Genomic DNA, 11,979 nt, shown 5'->3' with positions numbered 1-11,979 from the left:
CGGCGCGGCGCTCGCGGCGGCGGTTGGCGGCGAACATCGGATAGATCGCGACATGGCCGCCGGCATGGGTGGAGAACCAGTTGTTCGGAAAGACCGAGTCCGGCGTATCGCGGTGGCCGTCGTCGTCGAAGACATGGACGCGCACGCCCGCGCTCCGCAATGCCGCCACGACGGCGTCGAATTCCGCCAGCGCGCGGGCGGCCACGAGGTCGGCGTCATTGCCGCCCGCGCGTTGAAACGCGTTGTCGGCCTGCGTCTCGGGGTTGGGATGGAACCGGTGCGGGCGGATCATCACGACCGCCTCGGGGGCCTGCATCGTGTTGCGGGGGCTCATCCGAAGCTCCGGGTCGGGCGGTCGAAGACCTTGCGGCCCATCAGGCTGGCGACAAGATCCACCATCAGGCGGGCGGTGCGGCCGCGCTCGTCGAGGAACGGGTTCAGTTCGACCAGGTCGAGCGAGGTGACAAGCCCCGACTCGTGCAGCAGTTCCATCACCAGATGCGCCTCGCGGAAGGTGGTGCCGCCGGGCACGGTGGTGCCGACGGCGGGGGCGATCGAGGGGTCGAGGAAATCGACGTCGAGCGAGACATGCAGCATCCCGCCCGCGCCGTGCACGCGGTCGAGGAAGTCACGCAGCGGCTTGACGATGCCGTGCTCGTCGAGCACGCGCATGTCGTTGATCGCGATGTCGTGCTGCAACAGGGCCGCATGCTCGGCCGGATCGACCGAGCGGATGCCGTACAGGCAGATGCGGTCGGCCGGGATCGGGGCGGGGAAGGGCGGGAAGGCGTCGAACCCGCGGCGCCCGGCGATATAGGCGACCGGCGTGCCGTGCAGATTGCCCGAGGTCGTGGTCAGCGGCGTGTGGAAGTCGGTGTGGGCGTCGAGCCACAGCAGGAACAGCGGCCGCCCGGCCTTCTGCGCATGCGCCGCCGCCCCCGCCACCGACCCGAGCGCGAGCGAATGGTCACCGCCCAGGATCACCGGCATGCCCTCGATGAAGGCGTCCTCGACCTCTTCCGCCAGCGCCGCGGTCCAGCCGAGTGTTTCGGCCAGCGAGTGCACGGCGGGGTTTGGGCAGGTCACGGCCGCAAGCTCCGGCAGCGCCACGTCCCCCCGGTCGATGACCTGATGGCCCAGATCGGTGATCGCCTGCGCCAGCCCCGCAACGCGGTAGGCGGCAGGGCCCATCAGGCACCCGGCGCGCTTCTGGCCGGTGTCGATCGGGGCGCCGATCAGGATGCAGGTCTGGGTCATGCGGCCTCCAAGGTCTTGGGCGCAAGGTGTTTGCATCTTGCGGCGGTTGCCACGGACAGTATCATCGTTCTGAACACAAGACTGTTCAAAACGGCAGGATGAATGACCACACTGGACGATCAGGACGAAAAGCTGATCGCCGCGCTGCGCCGCGACGGGCGGGCGAGCCTGTCGGAACTGGCGGGCGTTCTGGGGCTGTCGCGCGCCACCGTGCGGGCGCGGATGGACCGGCTGGCGGCGCGGGGCGAGATTGCGGGCTTCACCGTGCTGACGCGCGGCGACGTGACGGCGGCGCCGGTGCGCGGGCTGATGATGATCGGGATCGAGGGGCGCGGCGCGGAACGGATCGCGGCGCGGCTGGCCGGGATGCCCGCCGTGCAGGCGGTGCATTCGACCAACGGCAAGTGGGACATGATCGCCGAGATCGGCACCGAGACGCTGGAGGAACTGGATGCCGTGCTGGCGGGCATCCGCCGCCTGGACGGTGTGGCCACCAGCGAGACCAGTCTCTTGCTGTCCACCCGGCGGGCCGGGCGGCGGTAGCTCAGGCGCGGCGCAGCGCCGCCGCGATCCAGATCAGCACCAGCACGGCCGAGAAGATCGCATTCCAGCTGGCCATCGAGAGGTGCAGGAAGATCCAGGCGGGCACGTCGCAGCGCACCACCGGGGCCGTCATGATCGTTGCCAGCAGGTCTTTCGACGAAACCCCCTGCGTCGCCATGCTCGACGTGCAGCTTGTCGGGCCGACGAACCAGCCCCGCTCCACCCCGGTATGGTAGAACCCCAGGCCCGAGGTTGCCGCCACCGCCAGCGCGCCCGCCCAGGGCAGCACCCGCCAGGGGACCAGCAGCGCCAGAACCCCGATCACGATCGCCGCGCCATGCGGCCAGCGTTGCAGCAGACACAAGTGGCAGGGCGGCATGCCGCCGAGGAACTGAAACGCGAAGGCCCCGCCCAGCAGGGCGACCGAGCCCAACGTGGCAAGCAGCACAAGTCCGGCACGGGTCATCTAGAGGCTCCTGACAGCGAGATAGGCCACACCCAGAACGGCGGCGATGGCCAGCGTCACCCAGGCAAACCGGCGTTCGATGAACACGACGATGCGCTCGCCGTGGTGTTGCAACAGCCAGCCGAGCGCGAAGAACCGCGCGCCGCGCGCGACGATGGCCGACAGCACGAAGAGCGTGAAGTTGAACTGGATCACGCCCGCGAGGATCGTCACCACCTTCATCGGCGGCATATGGGCCAGCCCCGAGGTGACCAGCATCACCAGAATCGCCTGATCCCCCGCCGCCGCCTTGAGCGCCTCGAAGGCGCCCAGCTTGCCGTAAGCCTCCAGGATCGGTTTGGCGATCAGGTCGAAGGCGAAATGGCCGATCACCCAGCCGAACATGCCGCCCAGCACCGAGGTGATGGTGGCCAGCAGCGCCAGCCGCATCGCGCGCTCGGGTCTTGCCAGGCACATCGGGATGAACAGCACATCCGCCGGGATCGGAAAGACCGAGCTTTCCACGAAGGAAATCACGCCCAGCGCGGTGGTCGCATGACGCGATCCGGCCCAGCGCAGCGTCCATTGATAGAGATTGCGGAACATCGGACCCTCGTCTCGGATGATCCGCTTGCACCACGGGGCGCGCGGCAGGTCAAGCGGTCGCGGCGCCACGTCGGCCCGGAGCGCGGGCGTTTCTCGCGTGCGCAACCCTGCCGGAGGGGCCTTGAGGGCGCGGGCAGGGCCCTGTAAAGAAGACGCGAGGCGTCTTGACCCGTCCACTGGACCGGTCGCTACCAGGGGCGCCGGGCTGTGCGGGTGTGGCGGAATGGTAGACGCGACAGACTCAAAATCTGTTTCCGCAAGGAGTGTCGGTTCGAGTCCGACCACCCGTACCACGGCCGCCGTCCGCTCGCTGTCGGCCTGCTGACCCGGACCCCGCACCGATCCTTTCCCACGCCGTCCGAGTCATGCCGCAAGCGCGCCACAATCCTGCGGTTGGCGCGCCGGATCACGCCGAACTCTCGAATTCGTGACAAATGCGGGAAGTGATTCGGGGTCGCCGGGCCATGCAGATGAAACAATGCTCACCCCTGCGGCGGATTGGCGCGCCAATGTGCAAAACGGAGTCCGGCAATTTTCGGGGTGCTGGCAGAGTTCTTCGGGCCAGAACGCGGCGTGAAAGGCGGGGCATCCGGCACGGATTGGATCCGGAAACGTCAACAGCCGCTGCACGTCACGGTTGCCCATTCTGCGCGAAAGCGGGAACAGTCGTGGCAATCGCTGCGGATTGTGCGTCAAAACCGGCAGGAACGACCCGGCGCCGGTCGTCTTTGCCGCCGCCCTTCGGTGGCGTGCCGGAAACAATCCGGCTGTCGGGTCCGCGGAGGGATGCCCTCTTTTCGCCCGTTTCTCACCCGCATCCGCCACCATCAACACATGGTTAAGCCACTTTTTGCTTTGTTGCAGGGTTAGCAAAAGGTAAAACGTAAGGGTCCTCTGGGGGACAAAAGGGCCGTGGGGGCGGTCTGTGAGTGGTAAAGCGCCTTCGGGTGCAGGTGTGAGTTCGGGTGGTGCTGCCAAGAGATGGACGCTGTGGTCCATCACGCGGAGTGTTTCGGCGTCGGGCCGGGGCACGCGCATCCCTGCTCCTCAACCTGCACGGTGCAACAGCTGACAGTCTGGCTATGGCCCGGGTCTCCGGGTTCCTGGGTTTGCCCTTGGGCACACCCGTGACGGGCGGCCGTTCGCCTGGCGAGACGACGCGGATTGAAGACGCCCATCGGGGCAACAGACGAGGGAACGCGCAGCAGGGGGCAGGTTGGTGTCCCGGCCCCTGCGACACGGCGCCCCGTCTGTTCCCCCGCGGGGCTGGAGTGAAGACGATTTTTCGGCCGAAGGTCCGGTCGGTGGCAAAGTGGTGTGACGGAGGCGGCAATGGGCATTTCCTATTTCTACATCGACGCGAATGGGCAGCAATGCAATGTTCCGCCGGATTGCGTCAGCCAGGGTCACGACGGCAACTGGTACGATGATCAGGGCCACGCGTGTCAGCCCGGGGGCGGCACGGGGTCGGGGCTTGACGGCATCGTCTCGGGCACGCCGGGCAATGACGTGATCGACACGAATTACACCGGCGATCCGCAGCACGACATGATCGACCACGGCGACGCCATCCTGCCGGGCGCCGCGCCGAACGACGATTACGTCGTGGCGGGCGATGGCAACGACTCGGTCTACGCCAACCTCGGCAACGACATCGTCTACGGCGGCAACGGCGACGACAGCCTTTACGGCGGTGTCGGCAACGACTCGCTTTACGGCGACGCGGGCAACGACCACCTCTTTGGCGGCGACGGCAACGACGTCCAATACGGCGGCGCCGGCAACGACGTGCTTTATGGCGGCGCCGGTAACGACTCGCTTTACGGCGACGCGGGCAACGACACGCTGATCGGCGGCGACGGCCACAACTACCTGTCGGGCGGCAACGGCAACGACGTCTTCATCGGCGGTGCGGGGGCCGACACCTTCTCGGGCGGCACCGGCCAGGACAACATCGACTATTCGCACTCATGCGAGGCGGTCGACGTCAACCTGTCGACCGGCGTCCTGTCGGGCGGAGACGCGGGCAACGACTCGATCACCAGCGGCGTCGACGGCGTCATCGGCTCGAACTACGACGACCATCTCGTCGGCTTCGACCAGCAGGGCACCTCGGCCGCCGACACCTTCACCAACGAGTTCTACGGCGAAGGCGGCAATGACACGATCGAGGGCATGGGCGGCGACGACAAGCTTTACGGCGGGTCGGGCAATGACCAGGTCTATGGCGGCGCGGGCAACGATACCGTCGATGGCGGCACCGGCAACGACTCGCTCTATGGCGGCGACGGCAACGACACGATCACCGGCGGCGCGGGCAACGACCTGATCTACGCCGGCGCGGGCAACGACACCGCCGATGGCGGCTGCGGCGACGACACCATCCACGCCGACTCCGGCAACAACCTGATCTACGGCGGCGAAGGCAACGACTCGCTGATCGGCGGCACCGGGAACGACACGCTGATCGGCGGCGCGGGCAACGACACCATCGACGGCGGTGACGGCCATGACAGCATCTACGGCGGCGACGGCAGCGATTACATCGACCACGTCCATGCCGGCGATTTCGTCGACGGCGGCGAAACCACCGGCATCGACAACGGGCCGCAAGACCAGGACACGCTGGACCTGACCGGCACCGCGCCGTTCAACATCAACTACGACCCGACCAACCACGAGAACGGCACCGTCGACTTTCTGGACTCGCATGGCGACGTCACCGGCTCGATGGAATTCCACAACATCGAGTGCATCATCCCCTGCTTCACGCCGGGCACCCTGATCGCCACGCCGAAGGGCGAGCGTCCGGTCGAGGAACTGCGCGCAGGCGACCGCGTCATCACCCGCGACAACGGTATCCAGGAGATTCGCTGGGTCGGCCAGAAGGCGATGGACTGGAAGGCGTTCGCCGCGAACCCGCACCTGAAGCCGATCCTGATCCAGAAGGGCTCGCTGGGCGATGGCCTGCCGGAACGCGACATGATGGTCTCGCCGAACCACCGCCTGCTGGTCGCCAACGACCGCACCGCGCTTTACTTCGACGAGCACGAGGTGCTGGTGGCCGCCAAGCATCTGGTCAACCACCACGGCGTGCATGAGGTGTCGAGCATCGGCACCGCCTATGTGCACTTCATGTTCGACGCCCACGAGGTCGTGCTGTCGAACGGCGCCTGGACCGAAAGCTTCCAGCCCGGCGACTATACGCTGAAGGGCATGGGCAACGCCCAGCGCAACGAAATCTACGACCTGTTCCCCGAGCTGAAGACGCTCGAAGGGCTCGAATCCTACGGCGCCGCGCGCAAGACCCTGAAGCGGCACGAGGCGATGCTTTTGGTGAAGTAACGGGTAATCCTTTTCGTGGGGGCGAGCGGGGGGCCATCTGGCCCCCCGTTTCCATTTCCGGATGCCGCCGATTTTAGCCGCCGCCGCGCGCGCGCCACGCCGCCCAGGCCTCGGGCGTGTCAAGGTCGGTCACCGCGCGGTCACCCGGCAAGGCGATGTCGCGCAGCCGGTCGCGGTGTCGCGCCACCACCGACCGCGCGCCCGCGTCGCCGGTCACCTGCGCCAGTTCGGCAAAGAGGTCGGCGGGAAAGATCACCGGATGCCCCGGCGCGCCCGTGGCTGAGGTCGCGCGCAGGATCGGTCGCGCCGGATTGCCCCGGAACGCCGTGATCAGCGCGGTCAGGTCTTGCGCCTCCAGCTCCGGCAGGTCGGCCAGTAGGATCATCAGCCCCGCGGCGCCGTCAGGCACCGCCGCCAGCCCGGCGCGGATCGAGGCAGCCATCCCCTCGCCAGGGTCGGGCACCGGCACCCGCGTCACCGCCAGCCCATCGAGCGCCCGTGCGCGGAGGCCGGGCGCGGGTGGCAGCGTCACCAGAACCGTCGCCCCGGTCGCCAGCGCAAGACGCGCCTGCCGGTGCAGCAACGCCTCGCCCGCCACCGGCTCCAGCAGCTTGTCGGCCCCGCGCATCCGCCGCGCGAAACCGGCGGCCGGGATCAGGATGGGCACGTCCGTCATGGCGCGATCCTAGGCCGGGCAGGGACAACGGGAAAGGGCAGGTTTGGCGCTGCCTCGCCCGGCCCGATCCTTGCGGATCGGGCGCTCGGCGCTGACGGGCTTCCACTGGAAGCCCGTCCGGGCGCGCCTCACCCCCGCATCCGCGCCCCGTCGGCGTCGAACAGCGCCGTGGTGATCACTTTCGCCGGGCGCCGCTCGCCGAGGATTTCGATCTCCACCGGCAGCCCCTCGCGCGCGCGGCCTTCCGGCAGGAACCCGATCGCCACCGACTTGCCCGCGTAATGCGCGTACCCGCCCGAGGTGCACCAGCCCACCACGGCGCCGTCGAGCCAGATCGGCTCCCACGCCACCACATCGGCATCGCCTGCGTCGATCTCGAACCACGCCAGCCGCCGCTTCGGCCCCGACGCCTTCTCGGCCATCGCCGCCGCCTTGCCGATCCACTCCACCGGCTTGTTCCAGCGGATGAAGCGGTCCAGCCCGGTCTCGGCGGGGGTGTAATCCGGCGAGAATTCCCGGCCCCACGAGCCGAAGAACTTGTCCAGCCGCAGCGACATCATCGCCCGCATCCCGAACGGCCGCAGCCCCAGATCCTGCCCCGCGGCCCAGAGCACCCGCCACAGATGGCGCACGCTCATGTGGTCGCAGAAGATCTCGTAGCCCAGATCGCCGGTGTAGCTGACGCGCTGCACGATGCAGTTCGCCATGCCGACGGTCATCCGCTTCACGTCCATGAACTTGAAGGCCGCCGCGGAAACGTCTGACCGCGTGACCTTTTCCAGCAGCGCCCGTGCCTTCGGCCCGGCAATCTGGAAGCCGGTGCGGCTGTCCGACACGTTCTCCACCACCACATCCGGCCCGGCGTTCTGCTCGAACCAGCGCATGTGCCAGCCCTGCGCGCCATAGCTCGCCGTCACCTGAAACTCGGTTTCGCTGAGGCACGACACGGTGAAATCCCCGATGATCTTGCCCGAATGCGCCAGCATCGGCGTCAGGCTCAGCCGCCCCGGCTGCGGAATATTGCCCGCCATGATCCGGTCCAGCCAGGCCCGCGCGCCCGCGCCGGTGATGCGGTACTTGCCGAAGTTCTGCACCTCGTTGATGCCGACGCCGTTGCGCACCGCCATCACCTCCTGCCGGGTTGCCTCCCAGGCGTTGGAGCGTTTGAACGACGGCGTCTCATAGCGCGGCTCGCCCGGCAGGGCGTGGTAGTTCACCACTTCCAGCCCGTATTGCTGGCCCCAGACCGCGTTCATGCCGTCGAAAATGTCATACATCGGCGTGGTGCGGAACGGCCGCGCCGCCGGGCGTTCCTCGTTCGGGTAGCCGACCGAGAACCGCATCTGGTAGTTCTCGATCACCTTCGGCACCGTATAGCCGGGGCTGGTCCAGGTGCCAAAGCGCGACACGTCAAAGCCGCGCGGGTCACGCTCGACCTCGCCGTGGATCATCCATTGCGCCAGCGCCAGACCCATGCCGCCGCCCTGGCTGAACCCGGCCATCACCGCGCAGGCGCTCCAGTAGTTGCGCAACCCCTGCACCGGCCCGATCAGTGGGTTGCCATCGGGGGCAAAAGTGAACGGCCCGTGGATCACCCGCTTCACGCCCGAGCGTTCCAGCACCGGCACCCGGCGATAGGCGAAGTTGACCGAATCCTCGATCTTGTCGAACTGCTCGTTCAGCAACTCATGGCCAAAGTTCCACGGCGTGCCGTCCACCGCCCAGGGCTCGCAGGGCTTTTCGTAAAAGCCGATGCACAACCCGCGCCCCTCTTGCCGCAGATAGAACTCGCCGCCCGGGTCCATCACATGTGGAAACTCGCGGCCGGTTTTCAGGATGTCCATGACTTCCGGGATGTCGTCGGTCACCAGATACTGGTGCGCCATCGGCAGCAGCGGCAGGTAAACCCCCGCCATCGCGCCCACTTCCCGCGCCCAAAGCCCGGCCGCATTCACCAGATGCTCGCAGGTCACGGTGCCCTGTTCGGTCACCACGTCCCAGCCGCCGTCACTGCGCTGCGTCGTCGCCAGCACACGGTTGTGCAGCATGATCTCGGCCCCCGCCATCCGCGCCGCCTTGGCATAGGCGTGGGTGGTGCCCGAGGGGTCGAGGTGACCATCGAGCGGGTCGTAAAGCGCGCCGAGAATGCCCTTCACGTTCACCAGCCCGTCGGTCATCTTGGTGACCTCCTCGGGCGAGAGGATCTCGGTATCCAGCCCCATGTAGCGGTGCTTAGCGCGCTCGGCCTTCAGCTGCTCGAACCGCGCCGCGTTGTCGGCCAGCGTCATGCCGCCAACGTGGTGCAGCCCGCAGGACATGCCGGTGATCGCCTCCAACTCCTTGTAAAGCCGGATCGTGTAACCCTGCAGCGCCGCCATGTTGGTGTCGCCGTTGATGGTGTGGAACCCGCCCGCCGCGTGCCAGGTGGAGCCCGAGGTCAGGTCCGACCGCTCGATCAGCAGAACGTCGGACCAGCCGAGCTTGGTCAGGTGATAAAGCACTGAACAGCCGACGACACCGCCGCCGATGACAACTACGCGCGCATGGGTTTTCATGAGGGACTCCTGGCGATGATTTTCGCCACACTGGCGCTGACGCGCGGCCCGATCATGTCAGCCCGCGACAAAATCTGTCGCAAGCACGGCATGAAAAAGGAGGCGCCGCCGCCCCATTGCTTTCGGTCCCCAAATATCCCGCAGGGTGAAGAGCGTTCGGAAATCCTCCGGTGGAGGATTTCCAACGAAGAACGCCCGCCCCGTGGGCGGGCTGGGGGGGGCGCGAAGCCCCCCACCTACTTTTCGGGAATCAGCCCGCGCGGGCTGAAGCGCAGCACCAGCAGCAGCACCAGCCCCACCATCGGCAGCCGCATCTGCACCGCCGAGTCAATCAGATGCTGCTTGATCGCGCCGTCCGGAAGACCTGCGGTCAGGAACCCGAACACCATCGGCCCGATGTTCTCGGCCTCGTCCCACAACAGCATGATGATCAGCGCGCCCAGCACCGAGCCCCAGTTGTTGCCCGACCCGCCCAGGATCACCATCGCCCAGATCAGAAAGGTGTAGCGCAGCGGGTCGTCATAGCTGGTCGGCGCCAGCAGCCCGTGCAGCGTGACGAACATCGCCCCGGCGATGCCGATCACCGCCGAGCCCAGCACGAAGACCTGCAGGTGACGCCGCTTGACATCCTTGCCCATCGCCTCGGCCGAGATTTCGTTGTCGCGGATCGCCCGCATCATCCGGCCCCAGGGTGAACGCAGCGACAGTTCCGTCAGCGTCAGCAAGACCAGCAGCACCACCACGAACAGCGCCGTGAAGCAGAGCGCCACGAAGATGCTTGAAAGGGTCTGCGGATCAAAGCCCCAGGACTGTGCGGTGGCGAGAAAGCCCGGATCGCGTTGCAGGTCCACCTCGGCCGGCACCGGCCAGCGGCCGATGTCGATGATGTTCTTCACGCCACGGTCGAGCCAGTCCTCGTTCTTCATCACCGCAATAACGATCTGCCCGATCCCCAGCGTCGCGATGGCAAGGTAGTCCGAGCGAAGGCCCAGCGCGGTCTTGGCCACCGCCCAGGCCGCCGCCGCCGCCAGCAGGCCGCCGATCGGCCAGGACAGCAGCACCGGCAGGTTCAGCCCGCCGATATTGCCGGTCGAGGCCGGCGTGATCGACTCGACCGCGACCACCGCCGGGTCGAAGACCGCGCGATAAATGAAGAAGCCCGCGATCAGGAAGGCCAGCAGCGCCAGGTTGCGCCGCCGCCCCGCGGCCATCGCCCGATAAAGCCGGATCGCCGCGTAGATCACCGCGGCACCGACCACCAGCGCCAGCATGATGCGCGGGGTTCCGGCGTGCCAGGCGGCCATGTCCAGCGGTTTGCTGATCAGCGCCACCGCTAGCCCGCCCAGCGCGAAGAACCCGGCCACCCCGATGTTGAAGAGGCCGGCATAGCCCCACTGCATGTTGACCCCCAGCGCCATGATGGCGACGATCAACCCGTCGTTCAGCACGGTCAGGGCCAGCACCCAGCTTTGCGTGAGCCCGACGATGAGGTAGAGCGCACCGATGGCGGCGAACAGAAGGAAGGGACGCGAGGCGGTCATACCGATTTCCCCTTGAAAAGCCCGGTCGGCTTGAACAGCAGCACGATCACGAGGATCGCGAAGGACACCGCGAATTTGTAATCGGTGGACAGCAGTTGCATCAGGCTGTCGGGCTGCAGGCTGTCTGGCAGCAGGTAGGTCAGCACCTTCTTCCAAGCGTAGGTGACGGTAACCTCGCTGAAGGCGACGACGAAGCCGCCCGCGATGGCACCGACCGGGTTGCCGAGGCCACCGACCACCGCCGAGGCGAAGATCGGCAGCAGCAACTGGAAGTAGGTGAAGGGCTTGAACGACTTGTCGAGCCCGTAGAGCACGCCCGCGATGGTGGCGAGCCCTGCCACGATGATCCAGGTCACCATCACCACCCGTTCCGGGTTGATGCCCGACAACAGCGCCAGATCCTCGTTGTCGGAAAACGCCCGCATGGATTTGCCGGTGCGGGTGCGGTTCAGGAACCAGAACAGCGCGGCCACCACGATGATCGCGGTGATCACCGTGATCACCGTCGTGGTGCGGATTGCCAGCCCCTCGTCCAGCCCCGTCATGGCGCGGAACTGCGTCGCGTTGATCACGAAGCGGCTGCCGTCGGCGAAGTTCTGTTCCTGCACGCCGATGATGAACCGGGTCAGCCCGTTCATGATGAACATCACGCCCATCGACACGATGACCAAGATCACCGGCGCGGCCTTCTGTTTTCGGTAGAAGCGGTAGACGGCGCGGTCGGTGAACAACAGCAGCGCCGCCGTGGCGGCGATGCCGATGGGCAGGGCCAGCAGCGCGGTCGGCAGCGGGCCGAAGCTGAGGCCCATCGACTGGAACCACCAGGTGATCAGGATGGTGATCGCGGTGCCGAAGGCCATCGTGTCGCCGTGGGCAAAGTTCGAAAAGCGCAGGATGCCGTAGATCAGCGTCACGCCCAGCGCGCCCAGCGCAAGCTGCGCACCATAGGACGTGCCGGGGATGATGACGTAGTTCAGCAGCGCGACGATTGCGTTGAGGAAATCCATGCGA

10 protein-coding genes and 1 tRNA gene are annotated in these 11,979 nt (G+C 67.0%); 3 read left to right on the top strand and 8 right to left on the bottom strand.

Going from position 1 to position 11,979, the window contains the following annotated elements:
- Positions 1-334 (bottom strand): arginine deiminase-related protein (locus tag AC11WY_RS08645; RefSeq protein ID WP_482924479.1); only part of this gene is annotated, 334 nt, incomplete at its 3' end.
- The gene (gene rocF, locus AC11WY_RS08640) at positions 331-1,257 is read right to left on the bottom strand and encodes an arginase (RefSeq protein ID WP_482924477.1); all 927 of its coding nucleotides are present in this window, start codon (positions 1,255-1,257) and stop codon (positions 331-333) included. The genes AC11WY_RS08645 and rocF, both read right to left, overlap by 4 nt.
- 102 nt (positions 1,258-1,359) lie before the next feature.
- Here rocF and AC11WY_RS08635 point away from each other — a divergent pair, with 102 nt between their 5' ends.
- Positions 1,360-1,800: an Lrp/AsnC family transcriptional regulator gene (locus AC11WY_RS08635; protein ID WP_482924475.1), complete on the top strand. Its 441-nt coding sequence runs from the start codon at positions 1,360-1,362 to the stop codon at positions 1,798-1,800.
- A 1-nt stretch (position 1,801) separates the two neighbouring features.
- On the opposite strand, the gene AC11WY_RS08630 is transcribed toward AC11WY_RS08635, so the two are convergent.
- Positions 1,802-2,266 (bottom strand): disulfide bond formation protein B, encoded by a 465-nt coding sequence (locus AC11WY_RS08630; RefSeq protein ID WP_482924473.1) that lies wholly within the window; start codon positions 2,264-2,266, stop codon positions 1,802-1,804.
- Complete coding sequence (locus tag AC11WY_RS08625; protein ID WP_482924471.1) at positions 2,267-2,851, bottom strand: YqaA family protein; 585 nt, start codon at positions 2,849-2,851, stop codon at positions 2,267-2,269. It lies immediately after the preceding gene.
- A 209-nt stretch (positions 2,852-3,060) separates the two neighbouring features.
- Between AC11WY_RS08625 and AC11WY_RS08620 the strand changes: the two genes are divergently transcribed.
- Positions 3,061-3,144 (top strand) — tRNA-Leu (locus AC11WY_RS08620).
- Between the two features lie 1,039 nt (positions 3,145-4,183).
- Positions 4,184-6,196: a Hint domain-containing protein gene (locus AC11WY_RS08615; protein WP_482924469.1), complete on the top strand. Its 2,013-nt coding sequence runs from the start codon at positions 4,184-4,186 to the stop codon at positions 6,194-6,196.
- Positions 6,197-6,269: 73 nt separating this feature from the next.
- Here AC11WY_RS08615 and AC11WY_RS08610 read toward each other — a convergent pair whose 3' ends face one another.
- The 4 genes from AC11WY_RS08610 to AC11WY_RS08595 all read right to left on the bottom strand — a co-directional run bounded on the left by AC11WY_RS08610 (position 6,270) and on the right by AC11WY_RS08595 (position 11,975).
- The gene (locus AC11WY_RS08610; protein WP_482924467.1) at positions 6,270-6,872 is read right to left on the bottom strand and encodes a nucleotidyltransferase family protein; all 603 of its coding nucleotides are present in this window, start codon (positions 6,870-6,872) and stop codon (positions 6,270-6,272) included.
- A gap of 128 nt (positions 6,873-7,000) precedes the next feature.
- The gene (locus AC11WY_RS08605) at positions 7,001-9,427 is read right to left on the bottom strand and encodes a GcvT family protein (RefSeq protein WP_482924465.1); all 2,427 of its coding nucleotides are present in this window, start codon (positions 9,425-9,427) and stop codon (positions 7,001-7,003) included.
- 236 nt (positions 9,428-9,663) lie between these two features.
- On the bottom strand, positions 9,664-10,968 hold the full coding sequence (locus AC11WY_RS08600; RefSeq protein ID WP_482924463.1) for a branched-chain amino acid ABC transporter permease: 1,305 nt from the start codon (positions 10,966-10,968) through the stop codon (positions 9,664-9,666).
- Positions 10,965-11,975 carry a branched-chain amino acid ABC transporter permease gene (locus tag AC11WY_RS08595; protein WP_482924461.1) on the bottom strand — a complete coding sequence of 337 codons (1,011 nt, stop codon included), beginning with the start codon at positions 11,973-11,975 and terminating at the stop codon, positions 10,965-10,967. Before AC11WY_RS08595 ends, AC11WY_RS08600 begins: the two co-directional genes overlap by 4 nt.
- Positions 11,976-11,979 lie beyond the last annotated feature (4 nt).

The organism is Solirhodobacter sp. (genome assembly GCF_964715405.1).
The sequence above is the reverse complement of the archived record's forward strand: the minus strand, read 5'-3'. Positions and strand labels throughout refer to the sequence as shown.